Origin of the sequence: Micromonospora sp. NPDC005205 (assembly GCF_040608275.1) — a bacterium.
Lineage (GTDB): Bacteria > Actinomycetota > Actinomycetes > Mycobacteriales > Micromonosporaceae > Micromonospora.
Genome location: NZ_JBEXHV010000008.1, coordinates 229,335 through 253,525 on the forward strand (window position 1 = coordinate 229,335; position 24,191 = coordinate 253,525).

General features: G+C 71.6%; 25 protein-coding genes and 1 pseudogene. 9 read left to right on the forward strand and 17 right to left on the reverse strand.

From position 1 onward, the window contains the following. Positions 1 to 16 precede the first annotated feature (16 nt). The 3 genes and pseudogenes from ABZU43_RS17440 (at position 17) to ABZU43_RS17450 (ending at position 2,545) form a co-directional block, all read left to right on the forward strand. A complete protein-coding gene (locus ABZU43_RS17440) occupies positions 17 to 1,204 on the forward strand; it encodes a GNAT family N-acetyltransferase (RefSeq protein WP_355007525.1) in 1,188 nt (395 codons plus the stop codon). A gap of 77 nt (positions 1,205 to 1,281) precedes the next feature. Further along, positions 1,282 to 1,521, forward strand: a pseudogene (locus ABZU43_RS17445) (sigma factor); the annotation flags it as partial. A gap of 115 nt (positions 1,522 to 1,636) precedes the next feature. Further along, positions 1,637 to 2,545 carry a CU044_5270 family protein gene (locus ABZU43_RS17450; protein WP_355007526.1) on the forward strand — a complete coding sequence of 303 codons (909 nt, stop codon included), beginning with the start codon at positions 1,637 to 1,639 and terminating at the stop codon, positions 2,543 to 2,545. A 59-nt stretch (positions 2,546 to 2,604) separates the two neighbouring features. On the opposite strand, the gene ABZU43_RS17455 is transcribed toward ABZU43_RS17450, so the two are convergent. After that, positions 2,605 to 3,057, reverse strand: coding sequence for a MarR family winged helix-turn-helix transcriptional regulator (locus ABZU43_RS17455; RefSeq protein WP_355007527.1), 453 nt, complete (start codon positions 3,055 to 3,057; stop codon positions 2,605 to 2,607). 97 nt (positions 3,058 to 3,154) lie between these two features. Here ABZU43_RS17455 and ABZU43_RS17460 point away from each other — a divergent pair, with 97 nt between their 5' ends. Further along, positions 3,155 to 3,607 (forward strand): MarR family transcriptional regulator, encoded by a 453-nt coding sequence (locus ABZU43_RS17460; RefSeq protein ID WP_355007528.1) that lies wholly within the window; start codon positions 3,155 to 3,157, stop codon positions 3,605 to 3,607. A gap of 6 nt (positions 3,608 to 3,613) precedes the next feature. Here the strand turns inward: ABZU43_RS17460 and ABZU43_RS17465 are convergent, their stop codons facing one another. The 3 genes from ABZU43_RS17465 to ABZU43_RS17475 form a co-directional block, all read right to left on the reverse strand. Beyond that, entirely contained in the window at positions 3,614 to 4,297 is a 684-nt protein-coding gene (locus ABZU43_RS17465; protein ID WP_355007529.1) for a hypothetical protein, read from the reverse strand. Positions 4,298 to 4,380: 83 nt separating this feature from the next. Next, positions 4,381 to 4,842: a peroxiredoxin gene (locus ABZU43_RS17470; protein ID WP_355007530.1), complete on the reverse strand. Its 462-nt coding sequence runs from the start codon at positions 4,840 to 4,842 to the stop codon at positions 4,381 to 4,383. Between the two features lie 62 nt (positions 4,843 to 4,904). Next, positions 4,905 to 5,708 carry a patatin-like phospholipase family protein gene (locus ABZU43_RS17475; RefSeq protein ID WP_355007531.1) on the reverse strand — a complete coding sequence of 268 codons (804 nt, stop codon included), beginning with the start codon at positions 5,706 to 5,708 and terminating at the stop codon, positions 4,905 to 4,907. Positions 5,709 to 5,796: 88 nt separating this feature from the next. On the opposite strand from ABZU43_RS17475, the gene ABZU43_RS17480 reads away from it, so the two are divergent. After that, on the forward strand, positions 5,797 to 6,525 hold the full coding sequence (locus tag ABZU43_RS17480; RefSeq protein WP_355007532.1) for an SDR family oxidoreductase: 729 nt from the start codon (positions 5,797 to 5,799) through the stop codon (positions 6,523 to 6,525). A 32-nt stretch (positions 6,526 to 6,557) separates the two neighbouring features. Here the strand turns inward: ABZU43_RS17480 and ABZU43_RS17485 are convergent, their stop codons facing one another. From ABZU43_RS17485 to zwf, 3 genes are all read right to left on the reverse strand, one after another. Next, the gene (locus ABZU43_RS17485; RefSeq protein ID WP_355007533.1) at positions 6,558 to 6,683 is read right to left on the reverse strand and encodes a hypothetical protein; all 126 of its coding nucleotides are present in this window, start codon (positions 6,681 to 6,683) and stop codon (positions 6,558 to 6,560) included. Next, positions 6,680 to 8,104, reverse strand: coding sequence for an OFA family MFS transporter (locus ABZU43_RS17490; protein ID WP_355007534.1), 1,425 nt, complete (start codon positions 8,102 to 8,104; stop codon positions 6,680 to 6,682). Before ABZU43_RS17490 ends, ABZU43_RS17485 begins: the two co-directional genes overlap by 4 nt. A 213-nt stretch (positions 8,105 to 8,317) precedes the next feature. Further along, positions 8,318 to 9,697, reverse strand: a complete 1,380-nt coding sequence (zwf, locus tag ABZU43_RS17495) for a glucose-6-phosphate dehydrogenase (RefSeq protein WP_355007535.1) — start codon at positions 9,695 to 9,697, stop codon at positions 8,318 to 8,320. A 212-nt stretch (positions 9,698 to 9,909) separates the two neighbouring features. On the opposite strand from zwf, the gene ABZU43_RS17500 reads away from it, so the two are divergent. Beyond that, the gene (locus ABZU43_RS17500) at positions 9,910 to 11,508 is read left to right on the forward strand and encodes a beta-N-acetylhexosaminidase (RefSeq protein ID WP_355007536.1); all 1,599 of its coding nucleotides are present in this window, start codon (positions 9,910 to 9,912) and stop codon (positions 11,506 to 11,508) included. A 61-nt stretch (positions 11,509 to 11,569) separates the two neighbouring features. On the opposite strand, the gene ABZU43_RS17505 is transcribed toward ABZU43_RS17500, so the two are convergent. Beyond that, on the reverse strand, positions 11,570 to 12,001 hold the full coding sequence (locus ABZU43_RS17505) for a hypothetical protein (RefSeq protein ID WP_355007537.1): 432 nt from the start codon (positions 11,999 to 12,001) through the stop codon (positions 11,570 to 11,572). Positions 12,002 to 12,211: 210 nt separating this feature from the next. Between ABZU43_RS17505 and ABZU43_RS17510 the strand changes: the two genes are divergently transcribed. Then, positions 12,212 to 12,994 (forward strand): alpha/beta hydrolase, encoded by a 783-nt coding sequence (locus ABZU43_RS17510; protein WP_355007538.1) that lies wholly within the window; start codon positions 12,212 to 12,214, stop codon positions 12,992 to 12,994. A 27-nt stretch (positions 12,995 to 13,021) separates the two neighbouring features. Here the strand turns inward: ABZU43_RS17510 and ABZU43_RS17515 are convergent, their stop codons facing one another. Together ABZU43_RS17515 and ABZU43_RS17520 are read right to left on the reverse strand one after the other, a co-directional pair. Continuing rightward, positions 13,022 to 13,687, reverse strand: coding sequence for a hypothetical protein (locus ABZU43_RS17515; protein WP_355007539.1), 666 nt, complete (start codon positions 13,685 to 13,687; stop codon positions 13,022 to 13,024). Positions 13,688 to 13,887: 200 nt separating this feature from the next. Continuing rightward, positions 13,888 to 14,442 (reverse strand): hypothetical protein, encoded by a 555-nt coding sequence (locus tag ABZU43_RS17520; protein ID WP_355007540.1) that lies wholly within the window; start codon positions 14,440 to 14,442, stop codon positions 13,888 to 13,890. A gap of 324 nt (positions 14,443 to 14,766) precedes the next feature. Here ABZU43_RS17520 and ABZU43_RS17525 point away from each other — a divergent pair, with 324 nt between their 5' ends. Then, a complete protein-coding gene (locus tag ABZU43_RS17525) occupies positions 14,767 to 15,762 on the forward strand; it encodes a tyrosine-type recombinase/integrase (RefSeq protein WP_355007541.1) in 996 nt (331 codons plus the stop codon). A 6-nt stretch (positions 15,763 to 15,768) separates the two neighbouring features. On the opposite strand, the gene ABZU43_RS17530 is transcribed toward ABZU43_RS17525, so the two are convergent. The 5 genes from ABZU43_RS17530 to ABZU43_RS17550 all read right to left on the reverse strand — a co-directional run bounded on the left by ABZU43_RS17530 (position 15,769) and on the right by ABZU43_RS17550 (position 21,254). Then, a complete protein-coding gene (locus ABZU43_RS17530) occupies positions 15,769 to 16,455 on the reverse strand; it encodes a fasciclin domain-containing protein (protein ID WP_355007542.1) in 687 nt (228 codons plus the stop codon). 92 nt (positions 16,456 to 16,547) lie between these two features. After that, a complete protein-coding gene (locus ABZU43_RS17535) occupies positions 16,548 to 18,656 on the reverse strand; it encodes a M14 family zinc carboxypeptidase (RefSeq protein WP_355007543.1) in 2,109 nt (702 codons plus the stop codon). A gap of 109 nt (positions 18,657 to 18,765) precedes the next feature. After that, positions 18,766 to 19,548: an MBL fold metallo-hydrolase gene (locus tag ABZU43_RS17540; protein ID WP_355007544.1), complete on the reverse strand. Its 783-nt coding sequence runs from the start codon at positions 19,546 to 19,548 to the stop codon at positions 18,766 to 18,768. A 14-nt stretch (positions 19,549 to 19,562) separates the two neighbouring features. Further along, positions 19,563 to 20,363, reverse strand: a complete 801-nt coding sequence (locus ABZU43_RS17545; protein WP_355007545.1) for an alpha/beta hydrolase — start codon at positions 20,361 to 20,363, stop codon at positions 19,563 to 19,565. 111 nt (positions 20,364 to 20,474) lie between these two features. Next, entirely contained in the window at positions 20,475 to 21,254 is a 780-nt protein-coding gene (locus ABZU43_RS17550) for an endonuclease/exonuclease/phosphatase family protein (protein ID WP_355007546.1), read from the reverse strand. Positions 21,255 to 21,437: 183 nt separating this feature from the next. On the opposite strand from ABZU43_RS17550, the gene ABZU43_RS17555 reads away from it, so the two are divergent. Beyond that, on the forward strand, positions 21,438 to 22,208 hold the full coding sequence (locus ABZU43_RS17555) for a TSUP family transporter (RefSeq protein ID WP_355007547.1): 771 nt from the start codon (positions 21,438 to 21,440) through the stop codon (positions 22,206 to 22,208). A gap of 161 nt (positions 22,209 to 22,369) precedes the next feature. Here the strand turns inward: ABZU43_RS17555 and def are convergent, their stop codons facing one another. Next, positions 22,370 to 22,879 (reverse strand): peptide deformylase, encoded by a 510-nt coding sequence (def, locus tag ABZU43_RS17560; RefSeq protein WP_210783845.1) that lies wholly within the window; start codon positions 22,877 to 22,879, stop codon positions 22,370 to 22,372. A 32-nt stretch (positions 22,880 to 22,911) separates the two neighbouring features. Then, a complete protein-coding gene (locus ABZU43_RS17565; RefSeq protein WP_355007591.1) occupies positions 22,912 to 24,159 on the reverse strand; it encodes a chorismate-binding protein in 1,248 nt (415 codons plus the stop codon). Positions 24,160 to 24,191: the final 32 nt, after the last annotated feature.

Genomic DNA, 24,191 nt, shown 5'->3' on the forward strand with positions numbered 1-24,191 from the left:
CGTTTACGGTGTGCCGATGCCCGCCACTGTGCACGTACGCGAACTCACCGCCGACGACCTCGACGCCGCCTGGGAGCTGGGCCGCTTCGCGTTCGGCTCCGACCCGCAGCGCCCGGCGCCCGCGCCCGCGCCGGTGCCCGGCCTGACCCGTTGGGGCGCGTTCGACGACTCCGGTCGGCTCGTCGGCAAGGCCGTCGACCTGCACCACGACCAGTGGTGGTCCGGGCGGGCGGTGTCGGCCGCCGACGTGGCCGGGGTGGCCGTCGCCCCCGAGGCCCGTGGTCATGGCGTGGCGCGAGCCCTGCTCAGCGCGCTGCTGCGCGGTGCCCGCGACCGTCAGGCGGCGATCAGCGCGCTCTATCCGACCGTCGCCGCCCCGTACCGGGCCTGCGGGTGGGAGGCCGCGGGGGTGCTGCGCACCGTCGACCTGGCCACCGCCGCGTTGCCCCGGCACCGGCCCGCGTCGCACCTCACCGTCCGAGCGGGTACGCCCGCCGACCTGCCGGCCGTCGACGCCCTGTACGAGCGGGTCACCCGGCACCGCAACGGCATGCTGACCCGCCGGGGTGAGCTGTTCGACGCCGCCGAGCGCGGTCTGCCCGGCGACGGGGTCACCCTCGTCGAGGCCGACGGCGAGCTGGTCGGTTACGCCACCTGGCAGCGGGGCCGGGGGTACGGAGCGGATTCGGTGCTCACCGTCGACGAGGCCCTCGCTGTCACGCCCGAGGCCGCCCGGGAACTCGTCGGGGTGCTCGGCAGTTGGGCCAGCGTCGCGCCGACGCTGCGACTGTGCCCGCTCGACGGCGACGCGGTCAGCACCCTCCTGGCGCTGGAGTCGGCCCGCGACCACGAGCGGGACCTGTGGATGCACCGACCGGTCGACGTCGCCCGCGCGGTGAGCGCGCGGGGGTGGCCCGCCCACGCCCGAGGCGTCGTCGACTTCACCCTCACCGACCCGCTCGCCGAGTGGAACACGGGCACCTGGAGGCTGACCGTCGCCGACGGCGACGCCGAGCTGACCCGGGTCGGCGGCGAGGCCGACCTGCGGTTGGACGTACGCGGCTTCGCCCTGCTCTACGCCGGTGCCGCGCAGGCCCGCTCGGTCGCGCAGGCCGGGCTGCTGCACCACAGCCCGGGTGTCGACCCGGGCGCGCTCGACCTCCTGGCCTGCGGCGGGCCCGCACAGTTGCTCGACTACTTCTGACCGGCGGGCCGATGGTTTCCGCCTCCGAAGTGGGAACTCAGCGGCGGCAGCGGACAGATACAGGTGTGACAGCCGAGATGCGGGCCCGGATCCGGGCCGGAGACTCCGACGTGTTGGGTGAGCTCTTCGACGAGCACGCCGAGGCGGTTCATCGACATGCGCTGTGGAGCGGAAGCGATGCGGCGCACGCCGAGGACGTCGTGTCGCTGACCTTCCTCGAAGCGTGGCGGATCCGCGAATCCCTGCGCCCGGACGGGGGCGGTCTGCGGCCGTGGCTGCTCGGGATCGCGACAAACGTCCTACGCAACCGCCGGCGGGCGGCGCGCAGGCACCGGGAGGCGTTGCGGCGGCTGCCGGTACGCGACACCGTCCCCGACTTCGCCGACGCGGTGGTCGACCGGATGCACGACGCCGACCAGGTGGCCGCCGCCCGTGCCGGCCCTGCCGGCGGTGCGCCGACAGGCACTGCGGCATCATCTGCTGACCGAGGTCCGACGGCCGTCGCGGTGGCCACGACGGATGCGGGTGCTCGTGCCGGTGGCGGGCGTGCTGACCGTCGTGGTTGCGGCCGGGATGGTCGCCCAGCCGTGGTCGTCGGACAGCGCGCCACTGATCGTCCCGGTCGAGCAGGGGGAACGCGTCGGGGCGTCACTGCTGCTCAACCGGATGGCCGCGGTGGCCACCGGCAGGCCGGGGCCACCGCCCGGCGAGGGCGGGTACGTCTACATCAGGAGCCGGGGCGCCTTCGCCGAGCTCGGTGACGGCCCGGCCCGACTGCCACCGGTGCACGAGCGGGAGATCTGGATCCCCCGGCACGAGCGGGGTGACGGCCTGGTGCAGCAGCCGTTCTTCCACGCTCCGATCGTCGGTGTGATCCCGCAACGCGAGACGCTCACGGACGTGACGCCGAACGCGGCGCTGGTCGACCTGCCCGAGGACCCGGACGCCCTGCTGGCGAAGCTGTACCGGGAACGTCAGCAGCGGGGCCGGGGCAACAGCCGCGACGGCGCGGCGTTCACCGCGATCGGCGACATCCTGCGCGAGTCGTTGGTGCCGCCGGTCGCGAGCGCCGCGCTCTACCGGGCCGCGGCGAAGATCCCCGGGGTCGAGGTGGTGCGCGGTGTCACCGACGCGGCCGGGCGGCGGGGGATCGCCGTCGCGCACACCGAGCGGAGCCGCCGCGACGAGTGGATCTTCGATGAGCAGAGCTTCGACTACCTCGGTGAGCGCAGCTATCTCGTGGCGGACACCGTCGACGGGCCGGCCGGGACGGTGCTGGGCACGACAGCGGTGCTGCAACGGGCGGTCGTGTCGGAGCTCGGGCAGCGCCCGGCGCGGTAGGGGCCCCGGGCGGCCGGGCTCCGTGTCCTGGATGCCGGCCGCCCGGTGGCGGCGTCCGGTCAGGCCGGGGTGGCCGCCAGTTCGGCGTTCGCGTGTCGGGTGACGATGGTGAGCACCCGCGCTGCCGTGCTGGCCTCGTCGGTGGGGATTCCCGCGTACAGCCGGGCGCTGAGGTCGGCGACGGCGGCGACGACAGCGCGTTGCGTGGCGCGACCGGTGTCGGTGAGCGCCAGCCGTGGCTCGTCGCCGCCGGCCGGACCGGCGACCTGCGCTAGGCCGGCGTCGACGAGGTGGTCGACCACCTGGCGCGCGGCCGAATCGTCGATCTTGAGCGTGCTGGTGACCCGGTGCGTGAGGTCTGCGCGTGCGATCGGGCCCTGGGCGAGGACGTGCAGCGCGACCACCTGGTTGAACGTGACGCCGAGTGTGCTGATGGCCCGTTCGAGCAGGGCCCGGGTGGCGTAGTGGGCCTGGCCGATGACCTGGCCGTTGAGGGTGGGGACGGTGGACATGACGCCTCCTTCGATACGTTGGCCGAGCCAACGTTGGTTGCGCCAACGTAACATCCGATCGTGGGTCGCGCCAACGATTCCTGATAGGCTGCGCCGCATGGACAACGCGGCCCCGCAGTCACCCGCCGGGCTCAGCACCACAGCGAGCTGGCTGCTCAACCAGACCGCCGGTCACGCCGCCCGCCTGCTCAGCGAGGGCTTCGCCGCGCACGACCTGCGCGGCTACCACTACCGGCTGCTCGCCACCCTGGCCGAGGACGGGCCCGCGAGCCAGGCCGACCTCGGCCGTCGCTGCGGCATCGACCGCAGCGACGTGGTGGCCGCCATCAACGACCTGGCCGGCCGAGGGCTCGTGGTGCGTGCCCCCGACCCGGCCGATCGCCGCCGCAACGTCATCAGCGCCACCGACGCCGGCGCCGACGAGGCCCGCCGGCTGGGCGCGACCCTCGCGCGCGTCCAGGTCGACCTGCTCGCACCGCTGTCCACCACCGAGCGCGAGCAGCTGACGCGACTGCTCACCCGACTGCTGCGCCACCACAGCCGGCACTGACAGCCCTCAGCGGGCCTCGCGCAGCTCCGCCAGCCGGGCCTCGATCTCGGCCAGCTCGGCGCGCAGCTTCTCGGCCTGCTGCTCCGCCTCGGCCCGCTCGGTGCCGAGGATCTGCTCCACCGCCTCCTGCACCCCCGGCACGTCGACCAGGGCCACCATCTTCAACGCCTCCGCCGGCTTCACCACGTACGGCTTCGCGAGGGCCTTGCTGCCCTGCTGCGCGGCGACGGTCCACTCGCCGTCGGCGTACGCCAAGGTCACGGTGAGGCCCGCGGGGCTCTTCGGCTTGACGGCCTTGACCGCCCGCCGCGCCGGCGGCTTCTCCGTCTGCTCCACCTTCGGCTCCTCCTGTCGCTGCGCGGGCACCCGCGGCGTGTCCAACACGAACTCCGGCGCGGCCACCGCCGGCGGCTCGGGCTCCGGCTCCGGCTTCGGCTCCACCACCCGACGGGTGACGCCCTTGGGCGCCACGGCCAGGTCGGCGGGGGAGAACGGCAACTCGTCGCGACCGAAGCGCACCACCACGAACTCGTCGGACACCTCCGGGTCGGTCAGCTCGATCACCTGACCGACCTGACCGGCGATCTGCCCCGCCGACGCGGTGAACACCACCCGCGGTTTACGCCCGGCCGCCAACGACTCCCGGATGCTCTGCACCTCGCTAGTGGACAAACCCTGGCCGGCATCCATCACAACCCTCTTCCGTACACCTGTTTGATTGCTGTCTTGATACCAGCCGACTGCGACACCCGCCGCACGGGGCTGACGCCCGCTCAGCCGCCCAGCGCCCGCAGCGCCCGGTCCGCGTGCTCGTTCATGCTGACCTCGCTGTGGATCACCTCGATGATCCGCTGGTCGGTGCCGATGACGAACGTCATGCGCTTCATGCTCAACGGCCCCAACGGCACCCGCCGCTTGACCCCGAACTGCTGCGCCACCGCGCCGTCGGCGTCCGACAGCAGCGGATAGTCGAAGCCGTGCAGCTTCGAGAACTCGGCCTGCTTCGCCACCGGGTCGCGGCTGATGCCCACCCGCGTCGCTCCCAGTGCCGTGAACTCCGCCGCGAGGTCGCGGAAGTGGCAGCTCTCCGCCGTGCACCCCCGGGTCATCGCCGCCGGGTAGAAGAACAGCACCACCGGTCCGGCCGCCAGGAACTCCGACAGCCGCCGCGGCGTGCCCGTCTCGTCCGGCAGCTCGAAATCCTGCACCACGTCGCCGACACCCACACCCGCCATCGCGCACCTCCATCGTCTGATCGACCGCGCGGTGAGCGTAAGCGATCACGCCCAGAGCGTCGTCACCTCGTCGGCCACCACATCGGCCTGGGCCCGCCCGGCCCGCGCCGCGCCGGGTCCAGCACGTTGCGGCCGATCGCCGTCCGCGCCGCCGCGTCCGGCGTCAGCACCACCACCCGCGACCCGGCCGCCCGCAACGCGTCCACCTGCGCCGACAGCCGTGGCATCGGCCCGAACGCCGCCGACGTCGGCGCGAGCACCAGCACCGCGCCCGCGCCCGCTGCCAGGTCAGCGTTCACCGTCGAGCGCATCCCACCGTCGACGAAGCGGCGCGCGCCGATCGTCACCGGCGGCCACACCCCGGGCACCGCGCAACTCGCGCCCACAGCGTCCACCAGGGACACCCCGCTGCCGCTGTCGAAGACCACGAACTCACCGGACGACGCGTCCACCGCCGTGATCAGCAGCCGCCGCCGCGGCCACTCCCGGACCGGCAGACGGGCCTCGATCACCACCCGTCGCGACGCCTCCGACTGGGTACGCGCCGCCACCGCCATCGCCCCGATCCGCGCCCGCGAGCGCACCGCATCGCGGGTCCGCCCACCGGCCCAAACGAGCCGCGCCAGCGCCGCGAAGCCCAACCGTGCCGCCCGCTCACTCGACGACGGCGCCAACTGCTCGGTGTAGAAACGCTCGACGGGCAACCCGGAGCACACCTGCGCGCCGACCATCGAACCCGCCGACGTGCCCACCACCAGATCCGCCTCGGTGACCGGCACACCCCGCTCGACCAACCCGGCCAGCAGCCCCAACTCCCAGGCCACCCCGGTCACCCCGCCACCGCCGAGCACCAACGCGCGCCGCATGTGACCCTCCTCTCGACGACCGTCCCGCGCCGGTCACGGTAGCGTCGGCACGAGCATCGCGCAGACGTCAGACTCCCCGGGAGGCACCGTGGCACCCGTCACCGTCATCACCGGCGGCGGCCGGGGCATCGGCGCGGCCACCGCCCGTCGGCTCGCCGCCGCCGGTCACCACGTGGCCCTGTGCTACCGCCGCGACGACGCCGCCGCCACCGCCGTCCTGGCCGACCTGCGGGCCGCCGGCGCACAGGCCATCGCGGTACGCGCCGACACCACCGACCCCGAGCAGGTGCACGCCCTGTTCGACGCCGCAGCGCAGCTCGGCCCGCTCACCGGCCTGGTCAACAACGCCGGCGTCACCAGCCTGATCGGACCGTTCACCGAGCTGCGCGTCGAGGACCTGCGCCGGGTCGTCGACGTCAACCTCGTCGGTTACGTCCTCTGCGCCCAGCAGGCCGCCCACCGGCTCACCGACGGTGGGGCGATCGTCAACGTCTCGTCGGCGGCCGCGACCCTCGGCAGCCCGGGGGAGTACGTGCACTACGCCGCCGTGAAGGCCGCCACCGACACCCTCACCGTCGGCCTGGCCAAGGAACTCGCCCCGAAGGGCATCCGGGTCAACGCCGTGGCCCCCGGCATCGTGCGCACCGACATCCACGCCGACTCCGGGGTGCCCGACCGCGCCGACTCCGCCGTCGGTCGCATCCCGCTGGGCCGCGCCGGCGAACCCGACGAGATCGCCGCCGCCATCGCCTGGCTGCTCGGCCCGGACGCCTCGTACACCACCGGGACCGTGTTGCGGGTCGCCGGCGGTCTGTGAGCCGGGGCGCGCCGCGCGCCCCGGCTCACCGCTCAGTGGGTGAACAGCTTCGCCGCCGTGATGACCGTCTGCGCCACCCCGTAGCCGAGCAGCGCCGCCACCACCAACCAGGAGACCCACAACCGGGCCTGCTGCCCGGATCGGCTGTCGTCACTCATCGCGTACCACTCCTCTGCGCCGTCGTGTCCTCGTCCACGTTCTGTTGCGGGTGCTGTCCCGCCGCTGGTTCGTGGTAGCGCTGCGGCACCGGCCGCACCAGCAGGTTCGCCACGAAGCCCACGGCCAGCACGCCCACCATCGTGAACAGCGCCGGACGGTACGCAGCGGCGGTCAGCGAGCCCGGCTCGCCCTGCGCGTCGAGGAACCCGTTGACGATCAGCGGACCGGCGATCCCGGCCGCCGACCAGGCGGTCAGCAGCCGACCGTGGATCGCCCCGACCTGGAAGGTGCCGAACAGGTCCCGCAGGTACGCCGGCACTGTCGCGAAGCCACCGCCGTAGAACGACAGGATCACGCAGGCCAACAGCACGAACAGGGCGGTCGAGGTCTGCCCGACGAGCGCCAGTAGCGCGTAGAGCACCATGCCGACACCCAGGTACACCAGGTAGATCGGTTTGCGGCCGATGATGTCCGAGGTGGACGACCACGCGAACCGCCCGGCCATGTTGAACAGCGACAGTAGACCCACGAACCCGCCGGCCGCCGCGACGGTCACCGCGGAGGTGCCGTTGTCGCGGAAGAAGTCCTGGATCATCGGGCTGGCCTGTTCCAGGATGCCGATGCCGGCGGTCACGTTGCAGAACAGCACCACCCACAGCAGCCAGAACGAGCGGGTCTTCACCGCGTTCGCCGCCGACACGTTCGCCGTGGTGACCAGCGGCTTCGCCGCCACGCTGGCGGGGTCGAAGCCGGCCGGCCGCCAGCCCTCCGCGGGCACCCGCACGTTCGCCACGCCGAACATCATGATCACGAAGTAGCCCAGGCCGAGCGTCACGAACAGCCACACCAGGGCGCTGCCCGACGCCGTCGACCCCGCGTTGGCCGGGTCGTAGCCGGCGTCGTAGAACGACAACAGTTGCCGCGACAGGGGAGAGGCGACCATCGCCCCACCACCGAACCCCATGATCGCCAACCCGGTGGCCAGCCCTGGCCGATCCGGGAACCACTTGATCAGTGTGGAGACGGGGGAGATGTAGCCGATGCCCAGCCCGATGCCGCCGAGCAGCCCGTAGCCCAGATACAGCAGCCACAGCTGCTTCGTGGCGATGCCCAGCGAGCCCACCAGGAAACCCGCCGCCCAGAAGCAGGCCGAGACGAACATGGCCTTGCGCGGCCCGTTCGCCTCCACCCAGGTCCCGGCGACCGCCGCTGACAACCCGAGCATCACGATCGCGATGCTGAAGATCACCCCGATCGCCGTCTGGCTGGTGTCGAAGTGGGCGATCAGCGAGTTCTTGTAGACGCTGGTCGCGTAGACCTGACCGATGCAGAGGTGGATGGCCAACGCCGCCGGGGGGATGAGCCACCGGCTGTAGCCGGGCGGCGCGACGGTGTGCCGACGATCGAGTGCGGAAAGCATGAGCTGCTTCCTCTCCGACGAGGACGAGAAACGTCGCCCCCAACGTGCCCACACCCCGCGTAAGCGGCAAACCTCACCGTCGCCGGACGGTCGTTCCGCTGAGCTGAGCGGTCAGTCAGCGACCGCGCACCGCACCCGTGACCGACTCGGCTTGCCCACAGTCGGGACACCGCGACAAGTCGGCCACGCCGCCTTCGTCAGCTCCGGCCGCGACTAGCGCAGGTCCGGAAGGTGCCAGCCGCCGGCCAGCGCGTCGGCGTCCGCCGGACCCCAGCTGCCCTTCTCGTACGACCGCACCGCCGTCGGCAGATCCAGGATCGGCTCGACGATGCGCCACTCCTGCTCGATCGTCTCGGCACGCGCGAAGCGCAGGTGCTGCCCGTCCATCGCGTCGTCGAGCAGCCGCTCGTACGCCTCCTGGCGGCGACCGAGCGCCGCGCCGAAGTCGACGGACAGGTCCACCGGACGGCTCGCCACCTCAGCACCCGGGCTCTTCGCCTGGATCGACATGGTGATGCCGTCGCCGCGCCCGAGCCGGAACCGCAGCAGGTTCGCGGCGGTGGCCTGACCCCGCTCGGCCGGGATCAGCGAGCGCTGCGGCTGCTTGAACTCGACAACGACCTCCGTCGCCGTCCCCGCCAGGGACTTGCCAGCACGCAGGTAGAACGGCACACCCGCCCACCGGGGGGAGTCGACCGTCAACCGGGTCGCCACGAACGTCTCCGTGTTCGAATCCGCCGCCACGCCCGGCTCGTCGCGGTAGCCCGCGTACTGCCCTCGGACGGTGGAGTCCGGCGACAGCGGCGCGATCTGCCGCAGCACCGCGGCCTCCGCCTCCCGGAACGCCGTGGTGTCCTCGCTGGCCGGCGCCTCCATCGCGATGAGCGCCACGACCTGCAGGATGTGGTTCTGCAACACGTCCCGGGTCGCGCCCACGGTGTCGTAGAAGCCGGCCCGGCCCTGGGTGCCGAAGGCCTCGGCGAGCGTCACCTGGATGTTGTCGATGTGCTCGTTGTTCCACAGCGGCTCGAACAGCCGGTTGGCGAACCGGAAGGCGTAGAGACCCTCGACGGCTTCCTTGCCGAGGTAGTGGTCGATGCGGAACACCCGCTCCGGCGCGAAGGCCGCGCCCACTGTGCGATCCAGCTCGCGGGACGACTCCAGGTCACGCCCGAACGGCTTCTCCACGATCACCCGACCCCGGTCGGCCAGACCCACGGCCGCCAGGCCCTCGACGACGGAGCCGAACACCGCCGGAGGGATCGCCAGGTAGAAGACCGGCCGCTCGGCGTCGCGCAGCCGCTGCGCCAGCCGCTGGTACGTCGCCGGGTCCGCGTAGTTGCCGGAGATCATCGAGAGGTTGTCCGCCAGTCGGTCGAAGGCCTCGTCGTCGATCTCGTCCTGGGCCTCGGTGACCGACTTGCGGGCCATGGTGACCAACTGCTGATCGTCCCAGGGGGAGCGGGCCACACCGATCACCGGAACGTCGAGACGGTCGCGCCGGGTCAGCTCGTACAGCGCCGGAAACAGCTTCTTCGAGACGAGGTCTCCCGTGACGCCGAACAGCACTACCGCGTCTGAGCGCATGTGCATGGCACTTCCCAATCGATCATCCGAACCTGATCTTCCGAACGGACAACGGCCCGACCACTCCCGGAATTCCCCAGCGTGCGGCGTACGTGAGGTCGGCGACAGCACTGTCTCGACGCGCCCCTATCTTAAGGAAGGTTTACAGTGCAGGCGAGACGCCGGTAACCTGCCCCTCTAATCGACAATCGTCGATCACGACGAGGCCTGGAGGTACCGTGCGTCGCCGACACACCACCACACGGCTGCTGGCCATAGCCGCACTCGCGCTACCCGTCACCCTGCCCGCAACACCCGCCGCCGCCGCGACACCCACCGCACCAGCCCGACACCTCAGCGACGTCATCCCCGCACCTGTCGAAACCCACCCCGACGCGCACAACACATTCCGCATCACCCCCCTGACCGTCATCCGCACCACCCCCGGCTCAGCCGCCGCCCGGCACGTCGGCCACCAACTCGCCACCACACTGCGCCCCGCCACCGGCCACGTCCTGCCCGTCCTGCCCGTACGCTCCACCCCGCTACCCGAGATCGCTCTGCTCATCGGCGGCGCCGACGACCGCATCGGCCAGCAGGGCTACCAACTCGACGTCACCCGCCGCAGCGTCACGATCCGCGCCAACACCCCCGCCGGGCTGTTCGCCGGCAGCCAGACCCTGCGCCAACTGCTCCCCGCCCAGATCGAGGCACCCGACCGGCAGCGGACCACCTGGACAATCCCCGGCGGACGAATCATCGACTACCCACGCTTCGCCTACCGCGGCGCGATGCTCGACCTCGCACGCCACTTCCACACCGTCGACGACATCACCGCCTACGTGGACCTGCTCAGCCAGTACAAAATCAACTACCTGCACCTGCACCTGACCGACGACCAGGGCTGGCGCATCCAGATCGACTCCTGGCCCCGCCTCACCACCGTCGGCGGCGGACCCGGCACCGGAGTCGACGGCGTCGGCCCCGGATACCTCACCAAGGCTGACTACACAGCCGTCGTCGCCTACGCCGCCGCACGACACATCACGATCATCCCCGAGATCGACATGCCCGGGCACACCAACGCCGCCCAGTCGACCTACCCCGAACTCAACTGCGACGGCGTCGCACCGCCCCCGCGCACCGACATCGCCGTCGGCTACAGCTCCCTCTGCATCAACGACGACCTCACCTACCGCTTCGTCGAGGACGTCATCCGCGAAATCGCCGCCATCACCCCCGGACCATTCCTGCACATCGGCGGCGACGAAGCCCACGCCACCACCGACGAGGACTACCGCACCTTCATGAACCGGGTCCTGCCCCTGGTCACGAAGTACGGCAAACGCGCCTACGGCTGGAACGAAATCACCCAGGCCGACACCTCCACCGACGACGTCGCCCAGTTCTGGGGCACCGGCACCACAAACGCCAGCCTCGTCGCGGCCGCCGCCCGCGGCACCAAAGTCGTCATGTCACCGGCGAACAAGGCCTACCTCGACATGAAGTACGACGCCAACACCCGCCTCGGCCTACGCTGGGCCGGCCTGATCGAGGTGTCCGACGCGTACGGCTGGGACCCCGCCACCCGGGTCACCGGCATCGGCGAGAACGCCATCCTCGGCGTCGAGGCCCCACTGTGGTCCGAGACGCTGCGCACCCTCGACGACATCGAACACATGGCCTTCCCCCGCCTACCGGCGATCGCCGAACTCGGCTGGTCAACCACCACCAGCCACGACTGGGAATCATTCCGCACCAGACTGGGGGAGCAGGCACCCCGCTGGCGACTGCAACAGGTCGACTTCTACCCGTCCCCACAGGTGCCCTGGATCTGACCCGTACCCCCGGCGCACCCGGTTCGTGGGCACCGGCCGACCCGGCCGGTGCCCACGACGCTCAGCGACCGCAGACGGTGTCCAACGCCTTCAGCGGCGGGTCGAGATCCGGCGCCTCGATCTCGGTGGCCTTCGGACCGGCCAGGTGCTTCTCCACCCCGGCGGCCAGGGTCTCCAACGCGGTGCGCACCTGCGGATCGGCAGCGGTCGGCGCCGCCGTCTTGAGGTCCTGCAACAGCGCCGTGTAGTGGCCGCGAACCTTCGCGCCCGCCTCCTTGGCGCTGACCGGCTTGTCGATCGCGGCGATCGCATCATCAGCCATCGCGACGTAGTGCTTCTTCACAAAAACGAGACTGGTGTCGCAGACCTGCTTGCTGTTCGCCGCCACGTCGACGGTCGGGCTCGGCGCCACGGTCGGCGACGGCGGGGCGGCGGCCCCAGCATTCTCCTTCTCGGCAGGCTGGCAGCCCACAACGAGGCCGACGGTCGCCACCAGGCCAACCACAATACGGACAGACTTACTCGTCAAGGCGTTCCCCCGTGGTGATGTGCGGCCCCGCCGTTCGCGGCGAACGGGCAGTGGCCGGAGCGCACCACTGTAGACACCACCCACCGAAGACGCAGACCAGTTTCACCCGCGGCCCGCCCGGCATGAGACGGTGAACCTGAACCCCACCGCCGACAAACCCAACGAGGACTCCCGATGAACCTGGCGTTCGACCACACGGCGGAGACCGGACCAGCGGTGGTGTGCCTCCCCATGTTCAGCATGAGCCGCGCCGCCACGGCCGCCGCCTTCCACCCCGCCTTCGCCGGCACCGGCCTACGAGAGATCTACCTGGACCTACCCGGCCACGGAGACACCCCCGCACACTGCCCACCCACCTCCCAGGCAGTGCTGGACACCGTCTGCGCCTGGCTCGACCACCACCTCGACACGCCAGCCCTGCTCGCCGGCGGCTCCTACGGCGCGTACCTGGCCGCCGGCATCGCCCGCCAACGACCCGACCTCGTCCGCGGCCTGCTCCTCGTCTGCCCCGGTGTCACCATCGCCCGCCACAGCCGCAACCTGCCCGACGACCCACCACTCGAAGCACCCCCGGGCTGGCTCGACGCCGCCCCCACCGAACTGCACCCACATCTGGACGCCGCCCTGGGTCACCGCACCCCAGAAGTCGTCGCGACGGTGCTCGCCGCACTGCACTCCGGCGGCCCCGGTGACCCGACATTCCAACAGGAGTTGCAGAACGGCCCCGACTACGCGCTACCCGACGAGAACACCAAGGTCGTCTTCGACAGCCCGGTCAGCGTGATCACCGGCCGGCAGGACCGCATCGTCGGGTACGCCGACCAGTTCCACGCCATGCGCCACTATCCGCGCGGCACCTACAGCATGATCGACGCGGCCGGGCACCACCTGCCGTACGAACAACCCGCCCTGCTGCGCTCGCTCACCCAGGACTGGCTGCGCCGATCGCACATCTGACAGCCCGAACTGGGGGAGCGGGCCCCGTCAACGAAGTCCCGAGGCCCAGGGAACCTCGTGGTACGTCACCCCCGTAGTGACCGAGACCAGATATTTCTGTCCTCGCAATGGGCCGTCCCACAACGCCTCGAGGTCGACCGGGTGGTCATCCTGCAACACCACGGGCCACCGAGGTTTCACAGGAGCGTCGTTGGGCCTCGCATCACTCACCTCTGACCACCTGACGGACAGCCGTCCGTACCCCACCGCGACGTAGGCCAACGTCGGCGTCGGTTGCGGCAGTCCGTCCTCGGTGAGGCCGTTGGTCGCGAAGTAGAATTCGACACCGTCGAGCGTCTCACCGCTGACCGGTAGCAAACCCGCCTGCCTCGCGGCCGCGTCCGCCTGGCGCAGCGCATCGAGCAACTCCGCCCGGACGGCGAAGTATCTGGTCTCGCCCCAGCTGCACCGCAGTTGGTAGGAGTCGTGCGGGTAGAGACCATTCGTGTCACCAGCGTGACAGGCATCGGACGTTGACGTCGCCACCGGTCTCAACGCCGGTGTTCGCTCGACCAGGCCGGCGACAATCGCATCGGCCTGGGCAGAAGCCGACGCGCCCGCCTGCCGGACGAAGCCGGACGTTGCCTCCCGCCTCGCATCCTCTCGTGTAGGCGCGTCGGATCCACATGCCGCCAACGACAGCGTCAGGACCACAGCTACTCCCACTCTGTACTCGCGTGTAGCCACGACCGGAGCATTCCGGCTCGCCGCAGCGGGCGCATGAGCTGCGGTACCTAACCTGCCGGGAGCACCAACACCCCCACCATCCACTCGTCAGTTCCAGCGCGATTCGATAATGCACATTATGTAAAGTAAAGCTTTCTGGGGGTCCCCTCTCCGTACCCCGACGGGGGTCAGTCGCGTGTCAGGCCGGGCGGGCACGCGTCCTCGTCCGGGCCGACGAGGCGCGCGTTGACCAGCGGGTTACCTCGCAGGGCCGCGAGCACCGCACCGCTGGCGCCGATGTCGGCCCAGGTGTCGTCCCACAGGGCGGAGACGAGCCAGGAACGATCCGCCGGAAAGAACAGGTCGGGCAGCGCCCCGTCGCCGCGCATGTGACCAACCCGCCAGCTGAGGGCCTGTTCCGGCCCGGCCTGGACCAGTACGTAGGGCCAGTCCCAGTAGAGGGACACCCTCGGGGCCTGCGGGAAGACGACGTCGTGGGCGCCGGTGTCGAGAAAGCCCAGCCACCAGGGCTGGTCCGGTGTGCACGCCACCAGCTCGTCGATCACGGCGTGTTCGTGGTCGTCGAAACCGACCCCGGCGGGCGGGTGAAAGGTGCCGTACGCCTCGAACACCGGCGGGATCGCCGTAGTGACCGACAGGCCCTGCGTGGTCCGGCCGGCGAGCCAGGCGACGTCGCCGGCCGTACCGATCCGCCAGGTCCGCCCGTCCTTGCTAACGTCCACGGGCTCCATCGGTGTCGTTGCGTCCTGCGGGTCGCGGTCGACGGCGGCAGGCGACGCATATGGAGCCCACCCGGCTCGGCCAGCGGCCCGCCAACGGTGCCCCTCGCAGCAGACCAGATCTGTCGGACCGTCGATGTCCCGGTACACGATGGGCGTGCCGGGTCGACCACAGGTGGGACAGATGGCGGCGACCGACGTCATGTCGCGCACGATACGTGCTTTCTCATCGGCTCCGGCCGTGCTCACGGCGGTCCGGAATGAGGCCGCTATCCCCCTCTGTCTACCCGCTTCCCGGGGACGCGAGAATCATGCATAATATCCCTTATGCATGACAAACAGGACGAATCGCTCGCGGTGCTGATCGAGGAGTTCCTGACCGCGCGGGCCACCCGTAAGCCCTCCCCGCACACCCTGGCCGCGTACCGCAGGGATCTGCGAACGATCGCGGCTCTGGTCGCGGAGGATGCCACCCCTCCCCTACCCCTGGACGCGTTGTCGATCACCGACCTCTCCCCCAGGGTGATGCGCGCGGCCTTCGCCCGGTTCGCCGCCCCCCGGGCGCCCGCGTCGGTGCACAGGGCCTGGTCCACCTGGAACAACTTCTTCACGTTCCTGGTCGCTGACGGGTTCGTGGCGGGCAATCCGATGCCGGCGGTTGGGCGGCCTCGGGCCCTACTCCCCCAGCCGAAGCCGTTGCGCGGCGCGGACACCCCCGAGGTGCTGCTCGCGTCCGCCGCGCGGGACGACGGGCGGCAACGCGACCCGTGGCCGGAGCGGGACGTGGCGGTGTTGGCGGTGGCGCTCTGCGCCGGGCTGCGTCTGTCGGAGTTGCTGGCGTTGCGCGTCGACTCGCTCGGCGGTCGGCCCGGTGAGCGGCGGGTCGAGGTGGCGGGCAAGGGTGGGCGGCCTCGGGTGGTGCCGATCGAGGCGGATCTGGACCGGGTGCTGCGGGACTACCTGGACAGTCGGGTGCGGCGCTTCGGTTCGCGGTCGGTACGCCCCGACTCGCCGTTTCTGGTGGATCGGCGTGGTGAGCCGTTGCGCCGTGGTGGCCTGCAGTATCTCGTGGAGTCGTGTTACCGGCGGGCCGGCATCGGTGACCGGGTGCCGCGGGGTGCGCGGCTGCACGCGCTGCGGCACACGTTCGCGACCCGGTTGGCGGAGGACGGTGCGAGCGCGGCGGAGATCATGCGGTTGTTGGGGCACGCGTCGTTGGCGTCGTCGCAGACGTACATCGAGGTGACGGCCGGGCAGCAGCGTGACGCGGTCCGCGCCAATCGGACCAACCGCGCGTTGGCGGGTCTGGTGCCGCCGGGGTGAGGGTGGTCAGTGTGCGCGGTGGCCGGTGCCGTCGGCGGTGACGGGCAGGGGGCCGAGGACGGCGTTGATGATGTGGATGCGGGCGTTGGTGGCCTGGTAGTCGGCGCAGACCGTGTCGGCGCGGTCGCCGAGGCGGGCGGTGGGCCCGGTGCGGGTGACGGTGACGGTGACGCCGTCGAGGGTGGTGGCGGTGCCGGCGGTGGTGAGGTCGGCGATCGGGTGGTTTCCGGTGATGAGGTGGGCTTTCAGCAGGGTGCGGAGCTGGTCGGTGTGGTGGGTCATGAGGTCGTCCCAGTTGTCCTCGGAGAATGTGGCGGCGAAGGCGTCGTCGGAGGGTGCCAGGAGGGTGACGCCGTCGCCGGCGGGTAGGTCGTTGAGGACGCCGCTGGTGCGCAGTGCCGCTTCGAACGTGGTGAGGGTGGGGATCCAGCGCAGCGCTGCCTCGACGGGTTGCCCGGCGAGGAAGCTCGGGTTGCCGGGGTCGGTGCCGGTGGGCAGGGCGGCGCAGAGTGGCCCGGTGGGCTGGGGTGCGGTGTTGGCGGGCGCGGCGTCCGTGCGGGGGGCTGCGGGGCTGCCGGTGCAGGCGGCCAGCAGCAGGGTCGGCAGGAGCAGGCCGAGCGTCCGGCGGACGCGTCGAGCGCCGTGCGGTCCGCGGGATCGTCGGTGTCGCGGTGCGGTGGCGGGGTGCGACACGGCGGCCTCCACGGGTGCGGTGTTGCTGGTGGGGTGCCGGCGGCGCGGGTGTCGGGTCCGCGCCGCCGGCGTGATGGCTCGCTAGTTGTCGGTCACAGTGCCGCGCACTGGGTGGTGCGGGGGCCGTGCACGGTGTTGGCCACGCCCAGGTTGGTCGGGGCGGGGTTGTTTGCCGTGCAGTTGAGTGGGCCGCGGATGGTGTTGCCGACCAGCAGGGGTGCGTCGGTGCCGGTGGTGTTGCCGGTCAGGCTGACCGGGCCGGCGATGGTGACGTCGATGACGGAGACCGCGTTGGTGGTCTTCGCGATCTGGACCGGGCCGTTGATGGTGCCGTCGGCGAGGAGGATGCCGGCGGCGCCGGTGGCGGTGACCGGGCCGCTGATGGTCGTTCCGGTCGCGACGAGTGCCGCGCCGGCCCGGACGGTGACCGGGCCGTTGATGGTGGCGTCGTCGGCGCAGGTGAAGCCGGTGACGGTCAGGGGTCCGTTGCGGCGGCCGGTGAGGGTGGGATAGACGCGTTCGCCGTCGGTCAGCTTCTCCACGCCCTTGCCGTCGAGGAGCAGAGGGATGAGGCCGCGTTCGGGTTGGTTGAGGGGGACGTAGTAGCCGTCCTCGGTCTTGATGACCTTCCAGCCGTGGGCGGCGATGCGCTGGGCGACGGTGGTGCCGACGCCACCGGGTCCGTCGGTGCGGGCGCCGTTGTACTGCTCGTCGGTGAGTTTGTAGGCGCAGGGCGGGTTGTCGAGGATCAGGTCGGCGGGGGGCGCGTCGAGTGGTGGTGGGCTGTCGCCGGGGTGCGGTGCCGGGTGGGCGGGGATGGGGCGGGAGCCGCGGAAGACCAGCCGGCCGGTGTTGGCGGCTTGGGTTTCGATGGCTTCGCTGCGGGCTTTCAGGATGTCGGCGCGGTCGGCGCGGTGGTAGTCGAGGAACTGCTGGAACGTCCACAGGGCGGAGTAGGTCTTGCGGCGCCGGTTGTTGGCGGTGTTGCCCTCGTCGGGGCGGGTCTGGCCGCCGGCGCTGCGCAGTTCCAGCAGGGAGTTGGTGACGTTCTTGAGCCCGAGGGTGTTGCGCAGGATGGTTTCTTCGCTGAGGCCGACGTTGCCGCCGCCTTCGCAGCCGTAGGGGCAGGCCCACCAGCCGGCTTCGGCGCCCTTGGCGTACATGTGGCCTTCGATCATGTCCTGGGACTGGTCGAAGATGGGTTGGGCGACGTTCTGGTGCCGTGGGGGCAGCATCGGCAGGTCGCCGGCGCGGGAGTTGCCGAACTCGTGGCCGTCGTAGCCGGCGACGGGTCGGTAGTCGCGGACCATTTTGATGTACGCGGCGGTCTCGGGTTGGCGGATCAGGGAGTAGTCGCGGTTGAGGTCCTGGCCGGTGGAGTTGCCGCGGGTGTTGTTGGCGCGGCCGTCTCCGTTGATGGTGGGGACGATCAGGACGGTGGTGTGGCTGAGCAGGTCGGTGATGCGGGGGTCGGTGCTGAAGGCGAGTTGGCGGGCCATGATGAGGCAGGCTTCGCGGTCGCCGGGTTCGTTGCCGTGCACGTTGCAGTTGATGGCCACTGGTGCGGTGGCGGCGACGGCTTGCGGGGTGGCCGCCGGGGTGGGGTGGCCGATGACCATCATGTTGATGGGTCGGTTCTGGACGGTGCGGCCGAGTTCGACGACGCGTACGCGGTCGCTGAGGGCGTCGATGCCGGCGGTGTAGGCGTACTCGTCGGTGTCGCTGGTGTACTGCGCGGCGTGGGTGGTTTCCCAGCCGGTGCGCAGTTGCTCGCCGGGGGTGGTGGGGTTGCCCCAGGGTGCGGTGGTGGTGGCGGTGACCGGGTCGGAGTAGGGCTGTTCGGTGGTGTCGGTGCGGGCTCGTACGCGCCATTGGAAGGTGTCGCCGGGGTTGTAGCCGGCGTCGGCGAAGGTGGGTGCCTGTTGGTTGATCTGGCGGTTGGGTCGCCAGATACCGACGATGGTGGGTGCGCCGGTGGGGGTGTTGTCGGCGTCGACGGGGGTGCGTTCGATCTGGTAGTCGGTGGCGCCGTCGACGGGTTGCCAGGCGAGGGTGGTGTATCCGTCGGCCTGGTGGGCGGTGAGGGCGGTGACCTGGTCGGGTGGTGCGGCGGTGTGGGCGTTGGCGGGGGTGGCTGCCGTGGTGAGGGTGAGGGCGATGAGGGTGGACACGGCGATGAGGGTTTGTCGCTGGCGTCTCATGTGGCCTCCGACGAGTTGATCGTGGCGTGTCGACCAGCATGATCGTCGAAGTCCGTCGATGCAATGATCTTGAGGGAATCTTGCGACTTGGCGGTCCGCTCCCCCGCCCTCAGGCGTTGATGGTGGTGGGCTCACCCGGTGGGAGCCAGCGGATGCTGTCGCGTACCAGAGGCGGCGCGGCGGTGAACGCGCGCTCGATGACCTCGCGGGGTTCCTGGAAGTGCTGCCAGCCCTCGTAGTGCACCGGGATCGCGGTGTGGGGTCGCAGGGCGGCGCAGAGTTTCGCGGCCCGCCGGGCCGTCATCGAGTAGCGCAGCGGACCGGTGACGGGGAATCGCACTCCGCCCAGGTGCAGCAGCACCGTGCCGACCCGGATGCGGGTTGCGACCTGGCGTACCCGGCGGGTCAGCACCGTGTCGCCGGTGATCCAGAGCGCGCCGTGTTGTTGCCCGGCCCAGCGCAGGGCGAAGCCGATGACGGCGCCGACGATCGGGCCGCTCAGTGGCGGACCGTGCCGGCACGGCGTGGCGGTCACGTCGATCGTCGGCCGTCCGGGCTGCGTGAGCCGGGTGCGCTGCCCGGCGCGCAGGCCCCGGGTGTCGGGGCCGAGCCGTCGTGCCCCGGGCACGGTGGTGATGACCGTGCCCGCAGCGCTCAGCAGCGCTCGGCCGTTGTGGTCGAGGTTGTCGCCGTGGTGGTCGTGGCTGAGCAGCACCGCGTGGATTGGCCCGAGGTCGGCGGCGGGGATCGCCGGGCCGGTGATTTTGCGCGACGAGGTACCCCAGCCGAAGGTGTAGCGCCGCCCGGGCGGGTCGAACGTGGGGTCGGTGAGCAGCCGCCACCCGCCGATTTCGATCAGCGTGGTGGGACCACCGATATGGGTGATCCGCATCGGGTGTGCGGTGCTCACCGAGCGTGCCGCAGGGCCCAGTCGAGGGCGACGTCGGCGATGCGCTGCCAGCCCTGCTGGGCGGGCAGCAGGTGCGCGTACCCCTCGAAGAGCTCGACCTCGGTGATGGTGTCGCCCTTGTAGTGCGCGGCGTTGGAGCGCTGCACGCTGGGCGGCATGATGTGGTCCTCGGAGCCGGAGATGAACAGCAGCGGGGCGCGTTGGTCGTTGTGGTAGTCGACCGCGATGTCCTGGGGGCCGGGCAGCAGGTTGGCCAGGACGCTGTCCCAGAGGATGCCGCCGGCGGCGGGGATGGCGTAGCGCTCGTACAGGGCGCGGGCGGTCTGTTCGTCGAAGGTGTTGGTGAAGGCGTAGTGCCACTGCTCGAAGGTGAACCCAACGGCGCGGTGCCGGTTGGCGGGGTTGCGCAGCACCGGGAAGGTGGAGCGCAGCTGCGAGAACGGGATGTTCCTGACGCCTTCGGTGGGCGCCGAGTTGAGGGCGACGGCGCTGGCGCCGTACCCCCGGTCGAGCAGTACCTGGGTGAACGCCCCGCCGGCGGAGTGGCCCATGATGATCGGCGGCTTGGGCAGCGCGGCGACGACTTCGATGAGATGGTCGATGACCTGCGGCGCGGTCAGCGTCTCCAGGGGGCTTGGGTCGGCGTTGATCGCCTCGACCTCGCCTTCCAGCCCCGGGTAGGTGGGGGTGAGCACCTGGAAGCCCTTGGCCTGGTAGTGGGCGACCCAGTGTTCCCAACTGCGGGGGGTGACCCAGAACCCGTGGATGAGGACGATGGTGTCCGGCGTGTCGCTCATGGTCAGCTCCGTTGGTGTCGGGGGTGGCGATGGCGCAACGGCGGTGGTGTCGGTGAGCCCACCCTAGACATTCGTTGCCCACGATGGCGGCACATCCCGAAGGGCTGGTTGTCAGCCGAGGTCGACCAGCAGGGGGCGGTGGTCGCTGATGGTGGACGACGGCGCGGTGACCGCGCGGACCGGTGGGAGGGCGGCGAGGGCGTGTCGGTCGGCGAGGATGTGGTCGAGTTGGACGCGGGGCTGCCCGGACGGGTAGGTGGGGCGTCGGCCCAGGGGGTGCCAGCCGGAGATGAGCCGGGCCGCTCCGGCGGGCAGGTTGAGGTCGCCGAGCAGGACGCGGGGCCCTGGTAGCGCGCGCAGGGCACGGACGGTCTGACGTAGTTGGCGGGCGTTCCAGCCGGGCACGAAGGACAGGTGGGTCGCGGCGACGGTGAGGGGGCCGTGCGGGGTGTCCAGGACGGCGGCGAGGATCACGCGGGGCTCGTCGTGCAGCAGGATGAGACCGCCGCGGGGGCCGGGCACGTAGACCGGTGAGCGCACCGGTGCCGGCTTGAGTCGGGTGACCTGCCAGCTGCGGACGGGGTGTCGGCTGATCAGGCCGATGCCGTAGCAGGGCTCCCCGTGGCCGTCGTCTTCGTGGCGCAGAGGGCGGAACTGTTCGCCGGGGGTGCCGACGACGGCCGCGGCGAAGCGGTGGTGTGGTGCGCCGAGGGCGCGGGCGGCGATGGCGGTGAGGTCGAGGTTGCCGCTGCGACGTTGGTCGCGGTCGACCTCCTGAAGGGCGAGCACGTCCGCGTCGAGGGCCCCGATCGCGGCGGCGAGTCGGTCGGAGTCGACGAGCCCGTCGGTGAGGGACCGTCCGTGCAGCAGGTTGAAGGTGGCCAGGCGCACTCCTGCACCTTACGTGCCCGTGGCATGGTTGCCGGGTGGTGAAGGTGTTGCTGTGTTCGGTGCTGGTGTTCGTGGCGATCGGCGCGTTGGGGGTGTGGTTGCGGCGTACGCGGGGTCGGTGAGCGGGTGAGGCTGACCACTCGGTGCCCGTTGCGGCGTGGCGGGTGGGCAGAATTGCCGCCCGTGGACGCCGTGACGCTGAGTACTCTGCTGGCCGCCGCGGCGATGGCCGGGTGGGTCGATGCCGTGGTCGGTGGTGGCGGGTTGTTGCTGCTGCCGGCGTTGTTGGTGGCCGCCCCGGGGTTGCCGGTGGCCACCGCGCTGGGCACGAACAAGCTGGCCGCGATCTTCGGCACGGCCACGGCGGCGGCGACGTACGCGCGCAGGACGACTGTCGACTGGCGGGTGGCGGGCCCGGCGGCGGGGCTCGCGGTGCTCAGCGCGGGGGTGGGCGCGGCGCTGGCCGGGGCGGTGCCGGCGTCGGCGTACCGGCCGGTCGTCCTTGTGGTGCTGGTGGCGGTGGCGGTCTTCGTGCTGTTGCGTCCCCGGATGGGAGCGGTCGCGGTGCCGGCGAAGCGCACCACGGTGCGGGTGGCGGCGGTGATCGCGGTGGCCGGGGTGGGGATCGCCCTGTACGACGGGTTGATCGGCCCGGGCACCGGCACGTTCCTGGTGTTGGCGTTCACCGCCCTCGTGGGCGCGGACTTCGTGCACGGCTCGGCGATGGCGAAGGTCGTCAACGCGGGGACGAACCTGGGCGCGCTGGTGGTGTTCGCGGCGACCGGGCACGTGTGGTGGCTGCTGGGCGCGGGCATGGCCGTGTGCAACATCGCCGGCGCGGTGCTGGGGGCGCGGATGGCGTTGCGCCGCGGCTCCGGGTTCGTGCGGGTGGTGTTGCTGGTGGTGGTGGTGGCGTTGGTCGCGAAGCTGGGCCACGACCAGTGGGTGAGCTAAGGCCGGTTTCGTAAGAACTGGCCGGCCTGTGCCGGGCCCGGACGACGACCGGCGGCGTTGCGGTTGCGTCCGGATACAACACCGGTATCCGGACGCAACCGCGCCTTGCCGGATCGCCGCCCGGACTCCGCCTCGGCTCGACCGCCCTTACGAAACCGGCCTTAGCCGCGTCGGCTGGGTGAGTCGAAGCGTCCGGCGCGGATCTCGCGCAGGGCGCGCCGGCGGGTGTCGCCGCGCAGGGTGTCGACGTAGAGCCGCCCGCCCAGGTGGTCGGTCTCGTGTTGCAGGGCGCGGGCCAGGAACCCGCTGCCGGCGATGGTCAGCGGCTCACCGTGCTGGTCGACGCCGTGGGCGGTGGCGTGCAGGGCCCGCACGGTCGGGAAGTACAGCCCGGGGATGGACAGGCAGCCCTCCTCGTCGTCCTGGAGTTCGTCGGACAGTTCGAGGGTGGGGTTGATGAGGTGGCCGCGGTGCCCGTCGGCGTCGTAGACGAACACCTGGGCGCTGACGCCGATCTGCGGTGCGGCGACGCCGGCGCGACCGGGGGCGCCGAGCAGGGTGTCCATCAGGTCGGTGACGAGGGCGCGTAGCTCGGCGTCGAAGGTGGTGACCGGCTCGCATCCGGTGCGCAGGACAGGGTCGCCGATGATCCGGATGGGCCGCATGGTCATGGGGTTCAGCGTATCGCCGTGCGGTGCCGCGGTCAGCGCCCGGCCAGCGTGGCGCGGATCGGGGTGGTCTTCGCGGCGGCCTCGGCGACCTCGGCGTGTGCGTCGCTGTCCCAGGTGATGCCGCCGCCGGCCCAGGTGTGCAGTCGTTGGCCGTCGGCGGCGGCGGTGCGGATGGTCAGGCCCAGGTCGACGTGGCCCGGGGTGGCCCAGCCCAGCGCGCCCATGCTGGCGCCGCGTCCGACGGGTTCGAGGGCGCTGATCTGGCTCAGGGCCGCGAGTTTCGGGGCGCCGGTGACGGAGCCGCCGGGGCAGGTGGCGCGCAGCAGGTCGGCGAGGCCGAGGCCGTCGGCGGCGGCGGCGCGCACCGTCGACTCGGCCTGCCACAGGTCGCACCAGCGGCGGACGGCGAACAGTTCGTCGACGGTGACGGTGCCGGTGCGGGCGATGCGGGCGAGGTCGTTGCGTTCCAGGTCGACGATCATGATGTGTTCGGCGCGTTCCTTGGCGCTGGCGAGCAGCTCGGCGCGGCCGGCGGCGGTGGCCGGGCGGGTCCCCTTGATCGGTCGGGTGATCACCTGCCCGTCGGTGACCTCGACGAGGGTTTCCGGGGAGGCGCAGCCGATGGCCCAGCCGTCGCCGGTGAGGACGCCGCCGTAGCGGGCGCCGGGCAGCGCGCCGAGGCGCTTCAGGGCGGGCAGCGGGTCGCCGCTGTAGGGGGCGGCGGCGTGGCCGACGAGGTTGCTCTGGTAGACGTCGCCGCGGCCGATGGCGGCGCGGACCGCGTCGACGGCGTCGGCGTGCTGGCCGGGGGTCCAGCTCTCGACCCAGTCGCCCAGCCACCACGGTGGCGGTGGTCCGGGCCGGGTGAACCGGGTGGGGCCGTGCTGGTAGACCACGACGACGAGGTCGGGTAGGGCCGGTGCGGGCTCGGGCGCCCCGGTGGGTGCGCCGGCCAGCAGCGCCCCGGCGGCGGCGGACAGGTACAGCGCCGCGCCGCAGACCCCGGCGCCGTGCTGGCCGGTGGCGGGTCGGGTCAGGTCGTGCAGGGGTAGGCCGTGCGCGGCGAGGAACTCCTCGGCGAGGGCCGCGGGGTCGCCGCCGTCGCCGAGGGACCAGTGCAGACGGGCGCGTTCGGTCAGCGCGCCCCGGCACGCGGCCGGCGCGGCGGGTACATCGACAGTCGCAGCCGGGCCGCTGCTCGCAGCGAACACCTTTGGGAGCGTTTCCACGCCGTACGGTCCAACCTTCCTCATCCGTTCAGTGGATTTCCCGTGCACCAGGCGGGCACCTGCTCGATGCTGGACACTTTCGC

What these genes read in the sequence shown, in the direction of transcription:
- ABZU43_RS17440 (WP_355007525.1), top strand. Translation starts at nt 17, where the DNA reads ATGCCCGCCACTGTGCACGTACGCGAACTCACCGCCGACGACCTCGAC.
- ABZU43_RS17455 (WP_355007527.1), bottom strand. Translation starts at nt 3,057, where the DNA reads ATGTCCACCGTCCCCACCCTCAACGGCCAGGTCATCGGCCAGGCCCAC.
- ABZU43_RS17460 (WP_355007528.1), top strand. Translation starts at nt 3,155, where the DNA reads ATGGACAACGCGGCCCCGCAGTCACCCGCCGGGCTCAGCACCACAGCG.
- ABZU43_RS17465 (WP_355007529.1), bottom strand. Translation starts at nt 4,297, where the DNA reads ATGGATGCCGGCCAGGGTTTGTCCACTAGCGAGGTGCAGAGCATCCGG.
- ABZU43_RS17470 (WP_355007530.1), bottom strand. Translation starts at nt 4,842, where the DNA reads ATGGCGGGTGTGGGTGTCGGCGACGTGGTGCAGGATTTCGAGCTGCCG.
- ABZU43_RS17475 (WP_355007531.1), bottom strand. Translation starts at nt 5,708, where the DNA reads ATGCGGCGCGCGTTGGTGCTCGGCGGTGGCGGGGTGACCGGGGTGGCC.
- ABZU43_RS17485 (WP_355007533.1), bottom strand. Translation starts at nt 6,683, where the DNA reads ATGAGTGACGACAGCCGATCCGGGCAGCAGGCCCGGTTGTGGGTCTCC.
- ABZU43_RS17490 (WP_355007534.1), bottom strand. Translation starts at nt 8,104, where the DNA reads ATGCTTTCCGCACTCGATCGTCGGCACACCGTCGCGCCGCCCGGCTAC.
- zwf (WP_355007535.1), bottom strand. Translation starts at nt 9,697, where the DNA reads ATGCACATGCGCTCAGACGCGGTAGTGCTGTTCGGCGTCACGGGAGAC.
- ABZU43_RS17510 (WP_355007538.1), top strand. Translation starts at nt 12,212, where the DNA reads ATGAACCTGGCGTTCGACCACACGGCGGAGACCGGACCAGCGGTGGTG.
- ABZU43_RS17525 (WP_355007541.1), top strand. Translation starts at nt 14,767, where the DNA reads ATGCATGACAAACAGGACGAATCGCTCGCGGTGCTGATCGAGGAGTTC.
- ABZU43_RS17535 (WP_355007543.1), bottom strand. Translation starts at nt 18,656, where the DNA reads ATGAGACGCCAGCGACAAACCCTCATCGCCGTGTCCACCCTCATCGCC.
- ABZU43_RS17540 (WP_355007544.1), bottom strand. Translation starts at nt 19,548, where the DNA reads ATGCGGATCACCCATATCGGTGGTCCCACCACGCTGATCGAAATCGGC.
- ABZU43_RS17545 (WP_355007545.1), bottom strand. Translation starts at nt 20,363, where the DNA reads ATGAGCGACACGCCGGACACCATCGTCCTCATCCACGGGTTCTGGGTC.
- def (WP_210783845.1), bottom strand. Translation starts at nt 22,879, where the DNA reads ATGACCATGCGGCCCATCCGGATCATCGGCGACCCTGTCCTGCGCACC.